Annotated in this window: 20 protein-coding genes; 14 read left to right on the forward strand and 6 right to left on the reverse strand. The window is 37.5% G+C overall.

From position 1 onward, the window contains the following. Positions 1–133 precede the first annotated feature (133 nt). Both H9Q20_RS09190 and hemH read left to right on the forward strand, forming a co-directional pair. Positions 134–466, forward strand: coding sequence for a zinc ribbon domain-containing protein YjdM (locus H9Q20_RS09190; RefSeq protein WP_124641247.1), 333 nt, complete (start codon positions 134–136; stop codon positions 464–466). Between the two features lie 15 nt (positions 467–481). Further along, positions 482–1495: a ferrochelatase gene (gene hemH, locus H9Q20_RS09195; RefSeq protein ID WP_124641249.1), complete on the forward strand. Its 1014-nt coding sequence runs from the start codon at positions 482–484 to the stop codon at positions 1493–1495. Positions 1496–1589: 94 nt separating this feature from the next. Here hemH and H9Q20_RS09200 read toward each other — a convergent pair whose 3' ends face one another. From H9Q20_RS09200 to H9Q20_RS09220, 5 genes are all read right to left on the reverse strand, one after another. Beyond that, complete coding sequence (locus H9Q20_RS09200; protein ID WP_187477557.1) at positions 1590–2798, reverse strand: DUF5103 domain-containing protein; 1209 nt, start codon at positions 2796–2798, stop codon at positions 1590–1592. Between the two features lie 105 nt (positions 2799–2903). After that, on the reverse strand, positions 2904–3317 hold the full coding sequence (locus H9Q20_RS09205) for a hypothetical protein (protein WP_187477558.1): 414 nt from the start codon (positions 3315–3317) through the stop codon (positions 2904–2906). Between the two features lie 18 nt (positions 3318–3335). Further along, positions 3336–3878, reverse strand: coding sequence for a hypothetical protein (locus H9Q20_RS09210; RefSeq protein WP_187477559.1), 543 nt, complete (start codon positions 3876–3878; stop codon positions 3336–3338). 15 nt (positions 3879–3893) lie between these two features. Beyond that, the gene (locus tag H9Q20_RS09215; protein WP_124641257.1) at positions 3894–4973 is read right to left on the reverse strand and encodes a calcium:proton antiporter; all 1080 of its coding nucleotides are present in this window, start codon (positions 4971–4973) and stop codon (positions 3894–3896) included. Positions 4974–4996: 23 nt separating this feature from the next. Further along, positions 4997–5500, reverse strand: coding sequence for a DUF1801 domain-containing protein (locus H9Q20_RS09220; protein ID WP_187477560.1), 504 nt, complete (start codon positions 5498–5500; stop codon positions 4997–4999). Between the two features lie 257 nt (positions 5501–5757). Between H9Q20_RS09220 and H9Q20_RS09225 the strand changes: the two genes are divergently transcribed. The 4 genes from H9Q20_RS09225 to deoC all read left to right on the forward strand — a co-directional run bounded on the left by H9Q20_RS09225 (position 5758) and on the right by deoC (position 11571). Beyond that, the gene (locus H9Q20_RS09225) at positions 5758–6087 is read left to right on the forward strand and encodes a single-stranded DNA-binding protein (RefSeq protein WP_187477561.1); all 330 of its coding nucleotides are present in this window, start codon (positions 5758–5760) and stop codon (positions 6085–6087) included. A 186-nt stretch (positions 6088–6273) separates the two neighbouring features. After that, entirely contained in the window at positions 6274–8157 is a 1884-nt protein-coding gene (locus H9Q20_RS09230; protein WP_187477562.1) for an ABC-F family ATP-binding cassette domain-containing protein, read from the forward strand. Between the two features lie 203 nt (positions 8158–8360). Beyond that, complete coding sequence (locus H9Q20_RS09235) at positions 8361–10673, forward strand: TonB-dependent siderophore receptor (protein WP_187477563.1); 2313 nt, start codon at positions 8361–8363, stop codon at positions 10671–10673. A 157-nt stretch (positions 10674–10830) separates the two neighbouring features. Next, positions 10831–11571 (forward strand): deoxyribose-phosphate aldolase, encoded by a 741-nt coding sequence (deoC, locus tag H9Q20_RS09240; RefSeq protein ID WP_187477564.1) that lies wholly within the window; start codon positions 10831–10833, stop codon positions 11569–11571. Positions 11572–11634: 63 nt separating this feature from the next. On the opposite strand, the gene dusB is transcribed toward deoC, so the two are convergent. Further along, the gene (gene dusB / locus H9Q20_RS09245; RefSeq protein ID WP_187477565.1) at positions 11635–12639 is read right to left on the reverse strand and encodes a tRNA dihydrouridine synthase DusB; all 1005 of its coding nucleotides are present in this window, start codon (positions 12637–12639) and stop codon (positions 11635–11637) included. Positions 12640–12957: 318 nt separating this feature from the next. On the opposite strand from dusB, the gene H9Q20_RS09250 reads away from it, so the two are divergent. From H9Q20_RS09250 to H9Q20_RS09285, 8 genes are all read left to right on the forward strand, one after another. Beyond that, positions 12958–13389 (forward strand): c-type cytochrome, encoded by a 432-nt coding sequence (locus tag H9Q20_RS09250; protein ID WP_124641273.1) that lies wholly within the window; start codon positions 12958–12960, stop codon positions 13387–13389. A gap of 20 nt (positions 13390–13409) precedes the next feature. Beyond that, positions 13410–14759 (forward strand): cbb3-type cytochrome c oxidase subunit I, encoded by a 1350-nt coding sequence (locus H9Q20_RS09255; protein WP_124641275.1) that lies wholly within the window; start codon positions 13410–13412, stop codon positions 14757–14759. Between the two features lie 100 nt (positions 14760–14859). After that, on the forward strand, positions 14860–15645 hold the full coding sequence (locus H9Q20_RS09260) for a CbbQ/NirQ/NorQ/GpvN family protein (protein ID WP_124641276.1): 786 nt from the start codon (positions 14860–14862) through the stop codon (positions 15643–15645). A 24-nt stretch (positions 15646–15669) separates the two neighbouring features. Continuing rightward, a complete protein-coding gene (locus H9Q20_RS09265; RefSeq protein ID WP_124641278.1) occupies positions 15670–17436 on the forward strand; it encodes a nitric oxide reductase activation protein NorD in 1767 nt (588 codons plus the stop codon). A gap of 26 nt (positions 17437–17462) precedes the next feature. Then, entirely contained in the window at positions 17463–18035 is a 573-nt protein-coding gene (locus H9Q20_RS09270) for a cytochrome c oxidase subunit 3 (protein ID WP_124641281.1), read from the forward strand. Positions 18036–18039: 4 nt separating this feature from the next. Next, complete coding sequence (locus H9Q20_RS09275) at positions 18040–18285, forward strand: cytochrome C oxidase subunit IV family protein (RefSeq protein ID WP_187477566.1); 246 nt, start codon at positions 18040–18042, stop codon at positions 18283–18285. A gap of 111 nt (positions 18286–18396) precedes the next feature. Then, positions 18397–19392 (forward strand): helix-turn-helix transcriptional regulator, encoded by a 996-nt coding sequence (locus H9Q20_RS09280; protein WP_124641285.1) that lies wholly within the window; start codon positions 18397–18399, stop codon positions 19390–19392. A gap of 222 nt (positions 19393–19614) precedes the next feature. Further along, on the forward strand, positions 19615–20103 hold the full coding sequence (locus tag H9Q20_RS09285) for a hypothetical protein (protein WP_187477567.1): 489 nt from the start codon (positions 19615–19617) through the stop codon (positions 20101–20103). Positions 20104–20235: the final 132 nt, after the last annotated feature.

The following is a 20235-nucleotide window of genomic DNA, read 5'->3' on the forward strand; positions in this document are numbered from 1 at the left end:
AAGGTTTTTGAATTTGGAAATTGAAAGTTAATACAAAGGATATGGATTATTTGACTAAATATCTGTTTTATTTCAGGATAGACTTGTCGTTTCAAATTGGTATCTTTGCACAGAAAATTGAAAATTAAAGAACATGAGCGATTTGATGCCTTGCCCAAAATGTGGAAGCGAATTCACCTACGAACAAGATAATCTGCTGGTTTGCAGCCAGTGTTTTCATGAATTTGATCCCAATGAAGTTGGAAATGAAGATAAAATTTTTGACATCAACGGAAACGAATTGCAAAATGGCGACTCGGTTGTGGTGATGAAAGATTTGCCTGTAAAAGGAGCACCTAAGCCTGTGAAAGCTGGGACAAAAGTTAAAAATATCCGTCTAAGACCGGATTCAGACCATAATATCGACTGCAAAATTGATGGTTTCGGAGCCATGGCTCTAAAATCTGAATTTGTTAAGAAAGCTTAATCCGATTTACCTGATATGTCTCCGAAAAAAGGAATTTTATTGGTGAATTTGGGTTCGCCAAAATCAACTCGTGTTGAAGATGTCAAAGAATACTTGGACGAATTTTTGATGGACGAAAGGGTTATCGACTATCGTTGGCTTTTCCGTGCTTTGTTGGTCAGAGGAATTATTTTGAAAACGAGACCCAAAAAATCGGCTGCAGCTTATGAAACGGTCTGGACCAAAGACGGATCGCCACTGATTGTTTTCACTGAAAAAATAAAAGTAAAACTTCAAAAATTGGTCGACTGTCCTGTGGAAATTGGGATGCGATATGCCGAACCCAGCATAGAAACGGGAATTAGAAAATTGGTAAACCAAGGGGTAGAAGAGATTGTGTTGTTCCCGTTGTATCCTCAATATGCTATGAGCACCACAGAAACGGTGGTGGAAAAGGCAAATGAAGTTAGGGAAAAATATTTTTCGGATGTTAAAATCTCGTTCGTACAGCCGTTTTATAACAAAGAAATCTACATCAATTGTTTGGCAGAAAGTATTCGGGAGAAATTACCGGAAAATTACGATGCTTTGCAGTTTTCCTACCACGGTGTTCCGGAGAGACATCTGTATAAAACGGATCCTACCAAAACCTGTCGTATCGACAATTGCTGTCAGCAAGAAAGTCTGCCAGCACATCCGTATTGCTACCGACATCAATGTTTTGAAACCACAAGATTGGTAACCGAAAAATTGCAAATCCCGAATGAAAAAGTCGTGGTTTCTTTCCAATCTCGTTTAGGAAATGACAAATGGATAGAGCCTTACACTGATGCTACTTTGCAAAGTTTGCCTAAAAAAGGAGTGAAAAATTTGGCCATTTGTTGTCCGGCATTCGTGTCCGATTGTTTGGAAACTTTGGAAGAGATTTCAGTAGAAGGTAAAGAAGAATTTCTACATTCAGGAGGCGAAAGCTTCAACTATATCCCATGTCTGAACGATGAGGATCGTTGGATAGAAGTCGTAAAAGAACTTTGTCTGGAACTGATGTAATTAAAAACTTTAATAAAAATTAAAACGAGCTGAAAAGCTCGTTTTTTGTTGGTTACAGAATCCTTCAAGGATTTTAAATCCTTGAAGGATTGAATTATCGAATTTGTTTTCTTAGTTCCCCGTATCCGATTAGGGCATCGTAGCTTTTGCCAAAAGGCGTGTAGTATAACAAACCTTGGTACAGGTTTTCCGTTTGCCAGAAATTACCATTCACTTCACCGTAATTCAGGATTCCGTTGCTGTCTTTTGTTGCTAAAATATAATTGTAGAAACCTTGTTTCAGATAGATTTTTGCGATGTATTTTTTTGCACTATTGTCGTACTGCATTTGGCTTTTTTCATCGGCAGTATAGTCGTTGAAAAGACCAAGGACAAAGATTTCTTTATCGGTTTTTTCCGAGTCCAATACAAAATGTACCCAAGAGTAATCGGCTTCGTTATCGGCATTTCTTTCAATTCCCAAATCGCTGCGTCTGAAGTAAAAAGCACCGTTGACATCGGGTTGGTATTGGTAATTGTTCGGGAAAGCCCAAACGGGATACAGGTAAGTATAATTTTCTCCATCTTTATTTTCCACACCAGAGACCATGTCGAAAGGTCGGTCTATATTTTTATTGTCAAAATAATAAAACTCGTTGTTGCCAGGAAACGCCAAATTCATTTGTTGAAATAGCAACTGGCTGCCCATCACCGTACTCGGTTTGAGGTTGTATATTCCCAGATTCCAATTGTTGTTTTGGATCACATTCAGACTTATAGAATTGACATTAGAAAGCAAAGACTGAGATTTGGATATCGCTTGTACCTCAATTCTTTGGTTCAGGTTGGGATTTCTGGCATCGGACAATCGAGAAAGATTGATGCCCAATTGTGCACCGTCTTCAACAATACAAAATCTTTTGCTGAACAATGGATTTTCTGGACTGTCGGTGTAAACGATAATTTCAAAATTTCCTGAAATTTTTGGTTGAATTTTATCGTTGGGGAAAGTCATACGATAGTGGGTGTATTTTTGGAAAGTATTGAAGGAATATTGTCGGTCATCGATCAATCCGCTAAGGCTGCCCGTAGCAAACTCGGAGAAGAAAAGACCGTCTTCTTTCCAATTTCTATCGTAATGTTTTAGGGTGTATCTGTAGATTTCGGATGAATTGCTGAGATCGTCAAAATTCAGAATCAATTGATCAGAAAAGCCAATAATAGGCGTTTCGTCATTGGTTTTAGGATTGAAAAGCTGTACGCTTCTGATGTCCTGAGCCAGACAAAAAAAGGAAAGGAAGAGGGACAGGATGGTAATTTTCATGAATTTTGAAATTTTAAAATGAAAACTCTTTTTGCAAAAGGTAAATCTATTAAAAAAAGGCGATCAAAACAGAACCGTTTCTATGATTTGCAGAGCGATCAAAATCTATTTTGCTTTGTAGATTAATTTTCTTTTGTAGTACAAGGTTTTGTCATTGATGTTGTAGGTGTATCGGTTGAATTTGTACAAACCGTTATTGCTTGGGTTTAAAATAAATTGCTTGTTGTTGGGCAGGAACAATTCTGCTTTTGTTTGGTCGTTGTTGAATAGAATGAATGCGCTGAATACAGCTTCGCCTTCTTTTGTTTCAACAGGATCCAATCGTTGCCCTTCGTTGAAAACTTGAATGCAATTTTTTTTCAATTTACTCCATGTTTGTCCAGCAGCAGGTAGGCAGCCGTGGTTGTCCTTCTCGCCTCCGATGGACTGGATTTCTTTATTGTTTTGGTGTTGACTGTAGCATAGTGTAAAAGCAAACAATCCCCAGCTTAAGAAAAGTATTTTTGTGGTTTTGTACATAAAAAAGTTGTTAAAATTTTATTGATGTGTTTTTTTTAGATAATTATCGACTTCAGACAATTGATCTGTTCCATAAATAGTGATGAAATGCCCGTTGGGTTTTAAAACAAAATAGGCTTTGCAACTTTCTTTTTTAGTGAAAAATTTATTGGAAAAATATCCCGAATCCAGAATATACAGAGGGTTTTGTTCGAGAATTTTTTTGAAGAAAGAATTCTTGGTATATACAAAAAAGTCTATTGCATTGTTATCTTTACAAATACGATTTGAAATTCGGATTCCATTTTTGATGACTCTTATTTTATCCGAATTATTAAGTTTTGCAAACGAACAAAAATACGCAGCTTGGTTATAATTTATGACGATGGCTTTATCTCTTGGTAATTTGGTTTTCAACTCAACTTCCAATTCGCCCATCAAAATAGAATATTCTTCTGGTTTTAGTTGGCCATAAAAGTATTGTCTGCTTCCTGAGTAGGGGTAGGTAATCACTTTTTTTCCTTCAAATTTTAATTGCGAATAAAGAAAGGTGAAGTTCAGTAAAAAACAAAAAAGAGTCATCTTTTTCATAAAAAACTAAGGATTAATGGTTAGAAATACATAAGCAACCAAGTTGACCAACAAAACCACACCATAAACGGCGTTGCTTCGACCTCCAATCAAGGAAAGCATGACGGTAAAAATAGAAATAACCAATAAGATGATGGGTAAAATGTCCAATCCCAGAATTATCGGGATGTCATAAGCATAACTGATGATGGATACCGCAGGAATGGTAAGTCCAATACTGGCAATTGCTGAACCCAATGCCAGATTAAGGCTGGTCTGTAGGCGGTTGTTTTTAGCAGCACTAACGGCAGCAATGCCTTCGGGAAGCAAAATTACAGCAGCCAGAATAATCCCAACCAAACTTTTTGGCAAACCTTGATTCACTAAAAAATCTTCGATTGGTATAGAAAGCGATTTTGCCAAGAGTACCACAACGGTCAAGCTGATTAATAGAAATATTAAACTAATAACCATCGATTGATCGTTGACTGAATGCTGAATTTCTTCTGAAGTTTCGTTTTCTTCTGTGATAAAATATTCTCTATGCCTAACCGTTTGTGCCGATATAAATGCAATGTAGATGACAATGCAGGCAAAAAACTCAAACAAAAGTTGCGCTTTGGTATAGTAGGGACCAGCATGGCTCTTGGTGAAGGTGGGAAGGATCAAGGTGAAGGCGACAATGGACACCAAAGATACCAACGCAATTTTTACAGAATGAGGAGAAAAGGTTTGGGTATGAAATTTTCTGCCACCGATAAATAAACAAATGCCAACGATCCCGTTGAGAATGATCATGACGGCGGCGTACACCGTATCTCGAGCAAAAGAAGCATATTCGCTGCCTCCGGTTGCCATCAGCGAGATAATGATGGAAACCTCAATAATGGTAACCGAAACCGCTAAAATGATGGTTCCGTAGGGTTCGCCAACTCGGTGGGCAATAATTTCGGAATGATGGACGGCAGACATTACACAAAGGAGCAATAAAATACCGGCAATAGTTTGGAAAATAATGTTGTTGTCCAACAATCCACTGAGGTACAAAATGCTCGCGAGTATGGGTATGGATGTGGTCCAAGGATACAGTTTTCGTATTTTATTCATTTATTAATTTATGTGATTTGTGTTTATTTTTTAGTTTTAGCCTCCGTCTTAGTCTTAGTCTTAGCCTCAACCTTAGTCTTATAAAGTTCCTCGTATTTCTGTATCCAATCGGATACCGTCATTTTCTGCATCAGTTCAGCTATAAGTTCAAAAGGGATGTTTTCCATTTTTTTGAATCGGATGCAACTCTTTCCCATGTCCAATTTCTGTGAGCAATGTTTGGGATATTCGGCAACGAACCAATCCAAAAGCTCAGGATCGGCATAAATACCCATGTGGTAAAAATTGATGCTGTTTTTTTGAGAAGCAATTCCAGCAAAAGGCAGAGGTTCTGTCGGTTTGCAATGGTAACCGTCCGGATATACAGAATGCGGAACTACATACCCCAAGCCGCCATAAGAAATGCCGGCTTCAAATCCTTTCGGCAAATGATTTACAATGGTTTCGTGGAGTTTGTTGAAGGCTATTTTTCTGTCGTCTTGTATAGAGTCAAGGATTTGTTTAACCGAAATTTCTGCTGCACTCATGGAATCTTTTTTTATGTTGAATTGGATAATTATTAAAAGTTTTGCTAAAAATACGATTTTTTTATTTTTAGTTTAAAGTTTTTTGCGTTTAGTAATGTGTTGATTATTAATATTTAAAACATTTGTAAACGACTACTGTCGATAATAAGCGTTTAAACACCGAATAAATTTTGTAAAGCGTTGAAACTTTGCACCAGAGATTTGAAGATCAAAAACGAACGATTCAAGTCTGATGTATAATTTAAAAATTTATAGTCATGTCACTAAGAAACAAAGTTACCCTAATCGGTAGAACAGGAAAAGAAGTAGAAATGGTAAATTTCGAAAACGGAATGTTGGCAAAAGTAAGCCTTGCAACAAGCGATCATTACACCAATGCGAAAGGTGAAAAAGTAGAAGATACCCAATGGCACAACTTGGTTGCTTTTGGAAAAACTGCAGAAATCTTTCAAAAATATGTAGAAAAAGGTAAAGAAATATCCATTGAAGGCAAACTAACCTACAGAAATTATGAAGATAAGGAGGGTAAGAAGCATTACATTACCGAAATCCGGGTAGAAGAATTGGTTTTGCTGGGCAATAAATAGTCTTAAAAGTGACGAAGAGCCTTTTAAAATTTTATAACTGATTAATTAACGGATTGTTCATCAAAGTATTTGTATTCTTTTACTTTGATGGACATTTTTTTTGGGGGAAAATGGATTTTATGGGCAACCTCATTTTTCCTTTTTGTTTTCCGTACTTTTGCAGACTTAAAAAGCAATTCCATTTCCATGAATTATATCAGTGCAGAAAACCTCAGCAAATCTTACGGCGTAAAAGTATTGTTCAAAAACATAGAATTTCATGTCAACGAAGGCGATAAGATCGCTATTGTAGCAAAAAATGGAAGCGGCAAATCGACATTGCTAAAGATTTTGTTGGGCAAGGAAATACCGGATTCCGGTAAGGTCGTTGTCAACAAGGACATTCAGGTGGTACTTTTCGATCAAGAAATTGCTTTTGATCCTGCATTATCCATCGAAGATTTTATCATGACTTTGGATTCGGCTCCTGTTGTGGCACTTAAGAAGTACCATCAATCCTTGCTGTCGCAGGATCCACAAGAAATGGAAGATGCCATTCACGAAATGGAAGTACATAAGGCTTGGGATTTGGAAAATGAGATGAAACTCATCCTTTCACAATTGAAAATTACCAACTTGGAAACTCCCATGGGGAAGCTGTCAGGAGGTGAAGTGAAAAGAGTCGCTCTCGCCAAATTGCTCGTAGAAACCCGTGCACAACATACCCATAACTTGCTCATCATGGACGAACCCACCAACCATTTGGATGTCGATATGGTAGAATGGTTGGAGAATTACCTGTCCAAGGAAAAAATCACTTTGTTACTTGTCACGCACGATAGGTATTTCTTGGATTCGGTTTGTGACATCATTTGGGAAATGGAAGATCAACAGCTTTTTGTGCATCAAGGAGCTTACGCGACCTATCTGGAAAATAAAATGATCCGTGAGGACAATCTGAATTCTGCCATTGACAAGGCGAACAACCTTTACAGAAAAGAATTGGAATGGATGCGACGCCAGCCAAAAGCCAGAACCACCAAGTCCAAAAGCAGGATAGATGCTTTTTACGAAACCGAAAAAGTCGCCAAAACCAATACTTCTAAACAAAGTTTGGTCTTGGATTTCGAAATGAAAAGATTGGGAAACAAAATCTTGGAATTGCAAAATATCGACAAAAAATTTGGAAATAAAGTTTTGTTGAAGGATTTTTCGTATCAATTTCAACGAGGCGAAAAAGTGGGTATAATCGGTAAAAATGGAGCCGGCAAATCGACTTTACTCAACATCATCCAAGGTTTTGAAAAACCCGATCACGGTAAAATTGAAACTGGAGAAACCATCAAATTTGGTTATTTTTCTCAAAAAGGTTTAGCATATAAAGAAGACGAAAGGGTCATTGATTTTATCAAAGAAATTTCTGAAAACTTTCCTTTGGCCAATGGAAAAACCATCTCGGCTTCGCAATTCCTAAGGTTGTTTTTGTTTGACGATGTCACGCAGTATTCACCCATTTATAAGCTTTCGGGAGGCGAGAAAAGAAGGTTGCACCTGATGTATGTTTTATATCAGAATCCTAATTTTTTGATTTTTGATGAGCCGACCAACGATTTGGACTTGCCTACACTTACGGTTTTAGAAAATTTCCTGCATCAATTTCAAGGTTCGGTCATCATTGTTTCCCACGATCGATATTTCATGGATAGGATTGTCGATCATGTTTTGGCCTTTGAAGGGGAAGGAAAGATTAAAGATTTTACGGGTAATTTTTCAGAATACCGTTTGTGGAAAAAAGAAAATCAGTCCAAAACCGTACCGTCAATACCTGAAAAAAAAGAAGACAAAGGAACTGAAACAATTCCTAAAAACTCCTCAAAAAGAAAGCTAAGCTTCAAAGAGCAAAGAGAATTGGATGCTTTGGATATCGAAATGCCAGCTTTAGAAAAAAAGAGAAACGAGATCCTGGAGGCTCTGAACAACCAAAGCGATTACGAAATTATAGCCAAATTATCTGCTGAATTGGAACATGTTTCCGAAGAATTGGAAACCAAAGAAATGAGATGGCTGGAGTTGCAAGAGATTGTGGGATAGTGTTTTATAGCCATATATTGTTGCTGACTATTGCTTTTTATAATCCAATTGAAATTTTTCATATTTAGTGTAACTGTTACAAAATGAGCTACTTTCGTTTTGCGACCGTTGTTTTTATTTAGAATTATTCAAATTAAATAGTGTTTAGTTTGGAGATATGTGTATTTTTGCAAAGTTATTTTTAATAATTCTAAATAAACTAAATGAAAAAACAAGTACTCTCAATTCTCACAATAGGATTTTCGTTGACGGCATTTGCTCAAGGACTTAAATACGAGAAAGACACCATAAGAATTCAAGAAATCGAAGATGTAAAATTGCACAAAACGGGCAATCCTAACCATGCACGAATTTCATCTACAAAGTCTAATCTTTCCGTGATGGAAACTCCGCAGCCCATTGCTATTGTTACTCATGAAATTATTGAACAACAACAATCCAAACAACTGAGTGATGTCCTTCAAAATGTAAACGGAATTTATGTAACATCGTCCAGAGGAAACTCTCAAGATAGTTTCGGAGGTAGAGGTTTTGTTTTCGGAAACGATAACATGTTCAAAAACGGAACAAGGATTAACTCAGGTGTCTTTCCAGAAGTATCTGCTTTGGAAAGAGTGGAAGTACTGAAAGGTGCAAATGCCATGTTATACGGAAATACTTCTGCAGGTGGGGTGATCAATATGATTACAAAAAAACCAAGGTTCAATTTTGGTGGCTCCGTCGGTCTGAGTGTTGGCAGCTGGAATACCTACAAACCTACGGTGGATGTTTACGGCCCTCTAACGGATAAAATCGCTTTTAGAGTCAACGGATCTTACGAATATGCCGAAAGTTTCAGAGATGTTGTAAAGTCCAACAAACAATACATCAACCCATCGTTCTTATTCAATATCAGTAACAAATCACAAATTATTGTTGAAGGAGACTATTTAAAACACCACTTTACTCCGGATTTTGGGATCGGTGGAATTATGAATCCTGATAAAAGTTACAGCATGAATTACCTTTTGGGTAGAAACGCTTTTATAGGAACAGATGGACAGTACCAAGATGTACAACAAGCGACAACCAATATTACATGGAATTATCAGTTGTCCAAAAACTGGGTATTGAATACGGTTGCTTCTTATCAAAATTATACGAGAGATTTCTTTGGGACAGAAAGAATCGTTTGGGAAACCAATCCGGCCAACCAAAGATTGTGGTACAAAAGAAACCTGAACAGAACTTATAGCGAACAAAACTATGAGTCAATCCAGGCTAACTTGAACGGGATTTTTAATACCGGAAAAATAAATCATCAGTTGTTGTTAGGTGCCGATGCCGATTATAGTGCATCCGATTCTTACACCTTTTACAACCCGGATAATAATAAAAACTTCGGCTCAGGATATCTTTACGGTACCAATGGCAATGCCAACGGAATTTTATATTTAGATGATGCAAGTACTTGGGCTGGAGGAGCGATGCCCAATGCTGAAAAAGCAGGTAAAACAAGAATTAACACAAGAAGAATTGGCGTATATGTGCAGGATTTAATTTCCTTGACTAAAGAATTTAAAGTCTTAGCAGGACTTCGTTGGTCTTATCTGGAAAATATGCCCACTCTCAGCACCAATTTCAAAACAAATACAAAAACAGAAGTGAATGGAAGCAATACCTCCAACATTGCTCTTTCGCCAAAAATTGGATTGATCTACAATCCGAATGACAACCTTTCGGTATTCGCAACTTATACCAATTCTTTCTCGCCCAACTCCGGGTACACCTCTTCGTTACTCGAGGGATTAGATACAACAGGAACTGCACAACAAGTAAGCGATAGGGTATTGGCTTTGCCTAAAGAAAGCATAAGACCAACGACCATTGACCAATACGAATTGGGTGTAAAGAAAAATTTCTGGAACGATGGTTTAGCGATCAACGCAACGGTTTACCAAATTATGTACAACAACTACTATCAAACTTATTGGTACCAAAATGCAACAGGCGTTGTCGTTAGTCCGGACTCTAACTTGAAAGAATTTGCCGGAAAAATGAGAAGCCGCGGGGTAGAATTGGATATTACCGGAAACCCAACAAGAAATATTTCCATCATTGGTGGGATCTCTTATAACAATACCGTATATGTTGACACGCCGGAGAAAGGTTATGTAGAAAACCAAAGATTGGTGAGGACTCCTGCAACTACAGCAAATGCCTCCGTTTTCTATTCTTTTGATGGAACTTTGAAAGGCTTGAAAACAGGTATTGGAGCCTATTTTACTGGAGATAGAATGGCCGGTTGGAACGACTCCAAATCTCAGGATATTTCCAGAGCTGGGGTAACAAGGTTGATGCCTCTTAGCGATTATACCACATTCTCTTTCTCCTTAGGATACGAATGGAAAAAACTTACTTTACAAGCGAAATTGAACAATATTTTTGATGTTGTTAATTATAATGTTCACGAAAACTACTCGGTTAATCCGATTGCACCGAGAAATTTCTACTTCACATTGAGCTACAAATTATAAATTCAATTTTTTATACATTCTTTTAATATACTTTTTCATGATAAAGAATTCGGATGATTTTTTTTTCCGAATTCTTTTTTATTTGAAATCTTATTTTTATCTCGTTTTTGAAGTTCATTTTTGTAATTTTGAAGTTTTAACGATAAAATTAAAGCACATGGATATCGCAAAATATTTAGACTCAACCTATCTTAAAACCTCATCTCAGTCGGGTTTGTCCGAAGATGAAACCTTGGAAACCGTCATTAGATTAACAGATGAAGCAATAGAAAATAAAATTTTTGCTGTGATGATTAGGCCCAACTGGGTTCGTACAATTCATCAATATTTGGAAGATAAAAATTCCGATGTCAAAGTTGGTACGGTTATCGGTTTTCATGAAGGAACTTATTCTGTTGATGAAAAATGGTCTGAAGCCCAAAAAGCGATTGAAGACGGTGCCGATGAGTTGGATTTTGTAATCAATTACACCGAATATTTAAAAGGAAATCTGGAATTGGTAAAAGAAGAAGTCCTACAATGCAGCAAATTGTGTTTGGATCATGGGAAAATTGCCAAATGGATTATAGAAATTGCTGCACTATCGGACGGACAGATTGCTGACATTACCAAGAAAATTGCTGTTTGGATAGAAGAGAATTTCGAAGGTCAAGAAGATAAAGTCTTTGTGAAATCTTCAACCGGTTTTTTTGTTACAGAAAACGGAAAACCAAACGGTGCAACAGTAGAAGGAATAAAAATAATGCTTGAAAATGCGGGTAAACTTCCTGTAAAAGCAGCTGGCGGAGTGAGAACGCCGGCAGAAGCAAAAGCAATGATAGAGTTGGGAGTTCAACGCATTGGGACTTCTTCGGCATTGGCACTCATTCAAAATTTGAATGCTGAAGAAGGATACTAACCTCAGCTGAATTTACTTTTTTTAAAAAAAACTCCCATCAACGAATGCTGATGGGAGATTTTTTTAGGATTGATTTATATTTTCTAAAGTTTGCTGATAAAATACTTTGGTCTCTTCAATCAGATGATTCATTTCTTCCAATGTGAAAATTTCTAAAAATTTCTTTCTAAATTCTTTAAAATGCGGCACTCCACGGAAATAATTGCTGTAATGTTGCCTCATTTCTATCAGTCCCAATCGTTCGCCTTTCCATTCGGCAGACCATTCGGCATGTTGTCGCACGGCAGTCAGTCGGTCGTTGATGGTTGGAGCGGGAAGATGCTCTCCCGTTTCGAAAAAATGTTTGATTTCGTTAAAAATCCAAGGATAGCCGATGGCGGCTCTACCAATCATGATGCCATCACAATCGAATTTTTGTTTGTATTCTAATGCCTTTTCAGGACAATCAATGTCTCCATTTCCAAAAATAGGAATCTCGATATTCGGATTGTTTTTTATTCTAGAAATATGGGTCCAATCGGCTTCGCCTTTGTACATCTGAGCTCTTGTTCGGGCATGTATGGTTAGTGCTTTTATCCCGGTGTCTTGTAGTCGTTCTGCTACTTCATCAATATTAATATTTTGAGAGTCCCAGCCCAATCGTGTCTTAACGGTTACCGGTAGATGGGTAGACGATACTACGGCTTTGGTCAGTTTCACCATCATGTCTATATCTTTCAGTACACCCGCTCCGGCTCCTTTGCAAACCACTTTTTTTACGGGACAGCCAAAGTTGATGTCCACCAAATCCGGTTCAACCGTTTCTACGATCCTTGCAGACATGGCCATGGCTTCTTCGTCACCGCCAAAAATTTGGATTCCCACAGGTCTTTCATAATCGAAAATGTCCAGTTTTTTTCTGGATTTCATCGCATCTCTGATCAAACCTTCAGAAGAAATAAATTCGGAATACATTAGGTCTGCACCGTGCATTTTGCACAATCTACGAAAAGGTGGGTCGCTTACATCTTCCATAGGAGCGAGTAGAAGGGGAAACTCCGGAAGTTCTATGTTGCCTATTTTTACCATATTCTATTTTAACTTTCTATTTATCATTCGCATCTAGGACTTTTTTCATTAATCCTATTGGCTGTATAGAAAGGACTGCAAATTTAGTTTTTATTTTTTTGATGGCATTTTTAGAATTCATCCAAAAATAATTTATTGGTTAAATGAATTGATATTCAATGGATTAAAATTAAATAAGATAAAAAGGTATTAAAATACTTTAATTATGACAATAGTCATTGTTTGTCTTGTGAAGGAGGTTTAATTTTGCTACTAGTTAAATAAGACAAATAAGTCTTAATAATGAAACAGTAATAACTAAAGTAAATTAATTGAATTATGTTATCAAAGTCACAAGCAAGAACGTTTTTTATTGGCGGTACTGCAGTAACTTTTTTGGCTTTTATCGGCCTTACAGTTTACTCGCTTAGTCCATCCAATGACCAAACGAATCACGACAAAATTGATGCCAAGGTTGTTCGTGGAAAAGAAATTTGGGAAGAGAATAACTGTATGGGATGTCATACAATTATGGGAGAAGGTGGTTACTATGCGCCTGAACTTACCAAAGTAATTGAAAGAAGAGGCGAGGGATATGTAAAAGCCGTTTTGCAATCGCCAACGCCTTGGGGGCCTCGAGGAAGAAAAATGGTGAAGTACGAAATGAATGATGCCGACACGGAGGCGGTAATCGCGTATTTCAAATGGGTAGGTAAGATTGATCTGAACGGATTCGATCGTGTGGTATCTCCATTGGCTAAGGATAAATAATAATTTTAAAAACTAAGAAAATGAAATATAAATCACAGAAAGTTGCATACTGGTTTTTCGGACTTTGTATGCTGTTATTTTCCTTACAGATCGTTTATGGATTTGTGATGGGATTTGCTCGTATCGGATATGATGTCTTGCACGATTTTGTTCCCTTCAATGCGGCAAGAGCAGTACATACCAACTTATTGGTTGTTTGGTTGCTAGCAGGATTTATGGGAGCAGCTTACTATATTATTCCAGAAGAAGCTCAAAGAGAATTGGTGAATGTAAAGTTGGCTTATGTACAGCTTATTTCACTTGCTGTTGTTGGTGTTGCTGCTATTGTAGGATACCATTTCAATTGGTGGGAAGGTAGGAAATTCTTAGAAATTCCTCGAGAACTCGATTATCTAGTTGTAGTCAATGTACTCTTGTTCTTAGGACTGATCTTAGCAACATTATACCAAGGAAAGAGAAGGACAACCACGGCGTTGGTACTTACCATGGGATTGGTTTTCGCAGCATTGCTCTATCTTCCGGGTATGATTTGGTTCGATAGCCAAGTAACGGATGCTTTCTTCAGATGGTGGGTAGTTCATCTTTGGGTAGAAGGTGTATGGGAATTGATTATGGGTGGTATCCTTTCATACTTGTTGATTAAATTAACAGGGGTGGATAGAGAGGTTATTGAAAAATGGCTTTATGTGATCATCGGTCTTACTTTCCTTTCAGGATTGTTAGGTACTGGACACCACTATTATTTCATCGGTGTCAATAAAATTTGGTTGGTAGTAGGTGGTATTTTCTCAGCTCTTGAGCCTTTAGCGTTCTTAGGTATGGCATTGTTTGCAGTGTACATGTACAGAAAAGGAGAGAAATCTCACCCTAACAAAATTGCATTGTTCTGGACCATTGGTTCTACCATCGTGTCATTCGTAGGAGCCGGTTTATTAGGTTTTGCTCACACTTTACCACAAACAAACATCTATACACACGGTACTTTGGTAACTGCAATGCACGGACACTATGCATTCTGGGGTGCTTATGCGATGATGGTCTTAGCAATTATCTCTTACGCTTTGCCTAACCTAACCGGTAGAAAAAGATACGACAGCTTCTATGGACACATGGCTTTCTGGTTATCCAATGTAGGAATGCTTGGGATGACGGTGGCCTTCGGGGTAGCCGGTGTTGCTCAGGTGTATATGGAAAGAAAACTGAAAATGGAATTCATGGATGTTCAAAATGAAATTTCTGTTCACTTTGTAGTTCTTATTCTTTGTGCTTCTTTATTCGCTACAGGAATCGGAATGTATGTTGTGGAATTCTTCAAGTACGGAAGAGCAAATGACGAAGGCCTAAAAATGGCAGCAGAAGAAGTTAACTAAACTTAATATATCAACTGTTTTTTTTCAAAAAGGGATACAGGATCTATCCTCTATCCCTTTTGTTTTACTCAAAAAACAACTTAATTTAAAATCAATTATCATGATCGTGGCAGAAAAAAATACATTCTACAAAGCTGTTGGCTCAGAATTAGAAATTTTTAACCAATGCAACAGCCTAAAGTTGCCTCTTTTACTAAAAGGACCAACCGGAACTGGGAAATCTAGATTTGTTGAATTTATGGCAGAGCAGCTTGGGAAAAAACTCATCACCGTGAGTTGTCATGAAGAGACTTCCTCCACCGACCTTATCGGGAGATTCATCATCAAAGGAGCGGAAACGGTTTGGATAGACGGGCCACTTTCTATCGCTGTGAAAAACGGTTACATCCTGTACCTGGACGAGGTTGCCGAAGCCAGACCCGATGTTATCGTAGCCATACATTCTCTTACAGACCACCGTAGAGAATTGTTCATCGACAAATTGGGAGAAACCATCAAAGCGCATGAAGATTTCTTGCTGGTAGCCTCTTTCAACCCTGGATACCAAAAAGGATTTAAAGAATTGAAACCTTCCACAAGACAACGATTTGTAGCCTTATCTTTTGAGTATCCTCAACCTAAAGTAGAAACCGAAATCTTAGTTCAAGAAACGGGCGTGGATAAAGATGTAGCTGAAAAACTAGTTAAAATCGGTAATAAAATCCGTAACCTGACCGAACTGGGCCTTACAGAAACCGTTTCTACACGATTGTTGGTGGATGCTGCCAAATTAATCCGCAACGGATTGTCCAAAAGATTAGCCGTGCATGTTGCCGTTGTAGAGCCTCTTTCTGATGAAACAGAAACGCTACAAGCGCTTAAAGATTTGAGCGATTTGATGATATAAATTAATCCCTAAAAAACGAATGTCATGGGTCTGGAGTTAGATGAAATATTATTTACAAAAGTTGTAAAATACTTTAAAAATAAAAAGCTGAACAATGCAGAAGTTCTCAGTAAAAAAGTAGAACTGAACGAAGTAAAACCTAGGCTTACCCTAATGGCTAGAGCAATCTGTGGAACCGCAATCGATATCTATCCTGCGGAAAAAGAAGGAGGGTACAAAGACGATAACTTCTTTCTGCCAGAAAATTGCTACCTGTTTCCTACCAAAGAAGAAAATGCGAGATTTTACATTTTTAGGACACTATACTTAAGTGTCCAAAAACAACTAAGCCTCAATTGGAAACCTGAAGAGGACGCAGAAGAACAATCGTATCAAAAAGCAGAAGAAACCGCTCCACAAGTGTTGAAGCAACTGTTCCTAGACTATCCAATCTTGGAACAAGACTATCAGCATTTTATTATGAATATTCCTTTGGATAAAAAAACGAAGCAACCGGCTCTTTCTTGGCTCTACGGAAAATGGATGAAAAATTCCCATGATGAAAAGACCGAGCAAGTACTTCAAAATTTTGATGATCAAGCTAAAAAAGCCCAACATCAATTAGACCCAAAAACAACACTAGAAGCCAAAGGTGTAGAAGAGATAGAGTCCCTAACGATTGATAAAAAACAATACCAGGACAATATCCTGATGCACAATTTTGAAAAAATTGAATCTGCTGAAGAGTTCAATGGAAACTGGAAGGATTTTGATGGTAAAGACGATTTGAAAGACCACCAAGATGCTTTGGAAGAAATGAACATGAAATACACCGTAAGGGTAGATGATATGGTGCACTCCGTATATCAGGCAGATTTTGTCGAAAATACTTCGGTAGCAGAAAGTGCTGAGGTGGACGAAAAGGGATTCCACCTGAAATACGACGAGTGGGGTTTCAGAAAAAGAAAATACCTGCCCAATTATTGCAAGGTCTATCCCAAAACTCAAGTAAAAAAAGATACCGATTATTATAAAAAAACCATGGCGAAGTACAAAACTACGCTGATGGGACTTCGGAAAATGCTGACCTCTGTTAACAACAGAATGCAACAACAAAGAAGACAAATACAAGGCGAAGCCTTTGACCTGGATGCGCTAACGGATTTGTACACCGATATCCATTCCAAGATTACTCCGGACGAAAGGGTCTATCTTTCTCAAAGAAAAAAAGAAAAAGACATCTCTATTTTGGTGCTTTTGGATCTCAGCCTTTCCAGTGACGGATATGCTGCGGGCAATCGCGTTATAGATGTGGAAAAAGAAGTTTCTATCCTGTTTGGAGAAATCCTACACGAGTTCGATATCGACTTTGCCATCGATGGTTTTTCTTCTAAAACAAGAAATTATACCACCTACATTACGCTGAAGGATTTTAATGAAAATTGGGATCTTGCGAAAAATAAAATCGGAGCAGCAGAACCCGTAGGATACACCAGAATTGGACCTGCACTGCGACACGCCGGAGCTAGGCTGATGAAGACCGAAGCCCGAAACAAATGGGTGATATTGCTTTCCGATGGTAAACCGAACGACTTTGATAAGTACGAAGGACAACACGGAATACAAGACATCAAACAAGCTCTTAGGGAGCTTAATGAACAAAACATTAACTCTTATGCTTTGGCGATAGAAGCTCAAGCAAAATATTATTTGCCGCAAATGTTTGGGCAAAATCATTATCAAATTTTAACTTCTCCAGAAGCTTTGCTGAAGTCGTTGGCAAAACTCTATGAGAAAATTAAACATCAATAATCAGAGGAAATCTCCTCATCAATAAAATGGAAGTCAATAGAAAATCTATATTTTATCCACCAGGAGGTATCCTGATTTGGATAGTCATTTATGTCGAATTAATCACCTTTGGGATGGCCATCGCCGGATTGGCATATTACGGTTCTCAAGAAAGAGAAAAATTTCACTTGGACAGCCAGTTGCTCAACAGGCCAATTGCGGCCATCAATACCATTTTGCTACTGACTGGTGGTTTTTTTGCCGCCAAAGCGGTTCAGTATTTCAAAGAAAATAAAAGTGAAAAAACTGCCCAGTTTTTATTGTGGGCCATTTTTTCAGGACTCGGATTTTTAGCACTCAAGTTGGTGGAGTACAGCCAAAAGTTAGAAGCAGGCCTAACCATGGATCACAGCTCATTTTTTATGAATTATTGGCTGCTTACCGGTTTCCATTGGTTGCATGTTTTGGTGGGTGTGGTTATTTTGTTCTTTATGAGAAGGGTGGTCATCAAGAAAAAAGAAAATACTTCTTTAGAAGATTTAGAAGCGAGTACTGCTTTTTGGCACATGTGCGACCTTATTTGGTTGTTGTTATTCCCAATTCTCTATTTATTATTCTAATGTTATGCACAAAAAATTATTAATCACCTATATCGTACTTATCCTACTGACCCTCACCGGAGCATTTTTGGCAGGACTTACCCTTACCCTTACCAAAGCCGTTGTTGTTGGTATTGTACTCGTATCCGTTGTCAAGTTCTTAACAGTAGCAATGGAATTTATGGAACTGAAAGAAGCACACAACTTCTGGAAGGTACTCTTGTTTTTTTATGTAGGACTCATCTCGACTGTTTTCATTATTCTTTTATAACGCATTTGGCTTTTCACAAGTTCATAATGCAACTGTTTTTTTTAGAAAAGGCTATTTCTCTCCAGAAAGTAGCCTTTTTTAGTATATTTGTTTAGATGAAAATAAAGTACAATGGCTTTCAACAAAAATGCTCAAATCCGTTACAATACACTCGATAAATGCTTTAGCAATCGCTTCAAAAAATATTTTATAGAAGATCTTATAGAGGTTTGCTCTTTGGTTTTGTCCCAACATTTGGGAGATGAAATCAGCATTTCCAGAAGACAGATATTTGATGACATCCAATTTATGAAATCCGAGGCAGGTTACCAAGCGCCCATAGAAAGCGTGAAAGATGGAAAGAAAGTCTATTACCGTTATGAAGACGAGAAATTTACCATCGCCAATCTCCCTCTGGATGCAGAAGAAATAGAAACTTTGAGAAAAGCTTTGTTCACCCTCGGTAGGATGTCCAATACCCAAGGTTTTGAATGGGTTGCTTCTTTGCAAACGAAACTAAATGCACAGCTAAACTTTGGAAATCATTCCAAAATAATAGATTTCGAAGAAAACGAATTCCTCAAAGGCCTGCATTTTCTCTATCCTTTGTACCAATACATCTGCAATCAACAGGCATTGCTTGTTACCTACAAAAGCTTTTCGTCGGATCAAGAAAAAAAATTTCTCCTTTCTCCACTGTACCTCAAGCAATTCAACAACCGGTGGTTCTTGCTTTCTTTAGGACATCGCCACCAATCGGTTTTTACATTGGCCATCGATAGGATCGTTTCCATCCAAACCTCCAATGAAAAGTACCAGCCCAGCGATTTGGATTTTCAAGAATATTTCGAAGACATTATTGGCATTACCAATTATCCGGATCAAGCGGTGGAGGAGGTTGTCATCGATTTGTCTCCCGCCGTAGTTCCGTATGTGCAATCCAAACCCTTGCACGGCTCTCAGAAACTGAAAGGCAATAGGCTGACCCTTCAGGTAAAACAAAATTTTGAATTGGAAGGACTCATCCTTTCCTATGGAGAAAACATGAAAGTAATAGCACCACAAAGCCTGAAAGAAAAAATACATCACCGAATTATCAAAATGCAGAACAACACAACCGTTTTTTAGTTGAGCCAAGCAATAATTAGGAGCTATTTCCCGCTTTCCGCTGTATCTTTTGTTCCGCAGGGCTCCACAAAAGGATGCCGCTGCAATCGGGGCTAGTTGGGAACAGACCAAATTTATATTTTAGTATTTCTAAGTCATTAGCTAAAGCCAAAAGATTTTTTTTCAAGCACTTGTATTTTGCGTGCTAAGTTTGTAATAATAACTAAATAACAAAAGTCCACAATGAGTAAACTTCTATTTTTAATATCAACACTTTTCCTTTTTTCTTGCTCAAGTTTGAAAACGAATTTGAACAGAGAATATATTGAATTCAACCACCATAATGTTATGGTTATAAAAAATGACCGAATCAATATTAAATTAATTCCAAACTATTCAAAAAAGGGAAAAAATGTTAAAGTCAAAATACTTTATCAAGGAAAAAAACTTGAAGATAAAACAATTACTTTTTCGGATTATGATGAAATAAAGAATAAAGTAAAAAATATTGATCGAGAAGATTTGGTAATGCCAAGAATCATAAACAAAGGGAAATCCAATGAGCATTTAGTAGGAATTTCAGATGGTGGACAAAATTCTATTCTTTTATACGAAAATAACTCTAAAGTTTTATATTCTACAACAGGGTTCAACCAGGATTATCACAAATCTTTCTATTCTGCTGTTGAAAAAATTTTCAATACATTAAATATTAAATTAACAAGTCTATAAATTTTTCACAAAACATTTTTAGTTGTCCTCATGATGTTTTAGAGAGTTACAAAGAGCTTCGAGAAGAGATTTTTTTTGCAATGCAGTTCCACTGCACAGGTAGTGTTTTACTTTGTCCCTACAAAAAACAAT

The organism is Amniculibacterium sp. G2-70, assembly GCF_014353055.1.
Classification (GTDB): domain Bacteria; phylum Bacteroidota; class Bacteroidia; order Flavobacteriales; family Weeksellaceae; genus Amniculibacterium; species Amniculibacterium aquaticum.

Bases quoted from the DNA above. Each gene is read 5' to 3' on its own strand.
- H9Q20_RS09280 (WP_124641285.1), top strand. From the start codon at position 18,397: ATGGCTTTCAACAAAAATGCTCAAATCCGTTACAATACACTCGATAAA.
- H9Q20_RS09215 (WP_124641257.1), bottom strand. From the start codon at position 4,973: ATGAATAAAATACGAAAACTGTATCCTTGGACCACATCCATACCCATA.
- H9Q20_RS09270 (WP_124641281.1), top strand. From the start codon at position 17,463: ATGGAAGTCAATAGAAAATCTATATTTTATCCACCAGGAGGTATCCTG.
- H9Q20_RS09235 (WP_187477563.1), top strand. From the start codon at position 8,361: ATGAAAAAACAAGTACTCTCAATTCTCACAATAGGATTTTCGTTGACG.
- H9Q20_RS09275 (WP_187477566.1), top strand. From the start codon at position 18,040: ATGCACAAAAAATTATTAATCACCTATATCGTACTTATCCTACTGACC.
- deoC (WP_187477564.1), top strand. From the start codon at position 10,831: ATGGATATCGCAAAATATTTAGACTCAACCTATCTTAAAACCTCATCT.
- H9Q20_RS09190 (WP_124641247.1), top strand. From the start codon at position 134: ATGAGCGATTTGATGCCTTGCCCAAAATGTGGAAGCGAATTCACCTAC.
- H9Q20_RS09260 (WP_124641276.1), top strand. From the start codon at position 14,860: ATGATCGTGGCAGAAAAAAATACATTCTACAAAGCTGTTGGCTCAGAA.
- dusB (WP_187477565.1), bottom strand. From the start codon at position 12,639: ATGGTAAAAATAGGCAACATAGAACTTCCGGAGTTTCCCCTTCTACTC.
- H9Q20_RS09285 (WP_187477567.1), top strand. From the start codon at position 19,615: ATGAGTAAACTTCTATTTTTAATATCAACACTTTTCCTTTTTTCTTGC.
- H9Q20_RS09250 (WP_124641273.1), top strand. From the start codon at position 12,958: ATGTTATCAAAGTCACAAGCAAGAACGTTTTTTATTGGCGGTACTGCA.
- H9Q20_RS09220 (WP_187477560.1), bottom strand. From the start codon at position 5,500: ATGAGTGCAGCAGAAATTTCGGTTAAACAAATCCTTGACTCTATACAA.
- hemH (WP_124641249.1), top strand. From the start codon at position 482: ATGTCTCCGAAAAAAGGAATTTTATTGGTGAATTTGGGTTCGCCAAAA.
- H9Q20_RS09225 (WP_187477561.1), top strand. From the start codon at position 5,758: ATGTCACTAAGAAACAAAGTTACCCTAATCGGTAGAACAGGAAAAGAA.
- H9Q20_RS09230 (WP_187477562.1), top strand. From the start codon at position 6,274: ATGAATTATATCAGTGCAGAAAACCTCAGCAAATCTTACGGCGTAAAA.
- H9Q20_RS09200 (WP_187477557.1), bottom strand. From the start codon at position 2,798: ATGAAAATTACCATCCTGTCCCTCTTCCTTTCCTTTTTTTGTCTGGCT.
- H9Q20_RS09255 (WP_124641275.1), top strand. From the start codon at position 13,410: ATGAAATATAAATCACAGAAAGTTGCATACTGGTTTTTCGGACTTTGT.
- H9Q20_RS09265 (WP_124641278.1), top strand. From the start codon at position 15,670: ATGGGTCTGGAGTTAGATGAAATATTATTTACAAAAGTTGTAAAATAC.
- H9Q20_RS09210 (WP_187477559.1), bottom strand. From the start codon at position 3,878: ATGACTCTTTTTTGTTTTTTACTGAACTTCACCTTTCTTTATTCGCAA.
- H9Q20_RS09205 (WP_187477558.1), bottom strand. From the start codon at position 3,317: ATGTACAAAACCACAAAAATACTTTTCTTAAGCTGGGGATTGTTTGCT.